Source organism: Massilia sp. CT11-108, assembly GCF_047302915.1.
In the GTDB taxonomy this organism is placed as follows: domain Bacteria; phylum Pseudomonadota; class Gammaproteobacteria; order Burkholderiales; family Burkholderiaceae_D; genus Telluria; species Telluria orientalis.
Window position 1 is genome coordinate 1 of sequence record NZ_JBKYMO010001681.1, and the last position, 246, is coordinate 246.

Sequence of the window (246 nt, forward strand, 5' to 3'; positions counted from 1 at the left end):
GGGCTACTTCGTGAACCTGCGCAACGACGACGGCCACGCGCCGGTGCGTGAGCTGCGGCCGTCGAAGCCGATCGCGATCTCGTCGTCGGTCGACGTGAGCCGGCTCGTGCTGTCGACACTGCGCTCGATCGGCACCGACGACGCAGTGCCGCTCGGCTCGCCGTATCCGGACCCGAGCCTGTTTCCGTTCGAGAAGCTGAACCGCTACGCGTATGCGGCCGGCCGCGACAAGTCGCTGTGGGGGGT

Annotated in this window: 1 pseudogene; it reads left to right on the plus strand. The window is 68.7% G+C overall.

From position 1 onward, the window contains the following. Positions 1-246, plus strand: a pseudogene (locus ACEN88_RS36015) (2-aminoadipate aminotransferase); the annotation flags it as partial.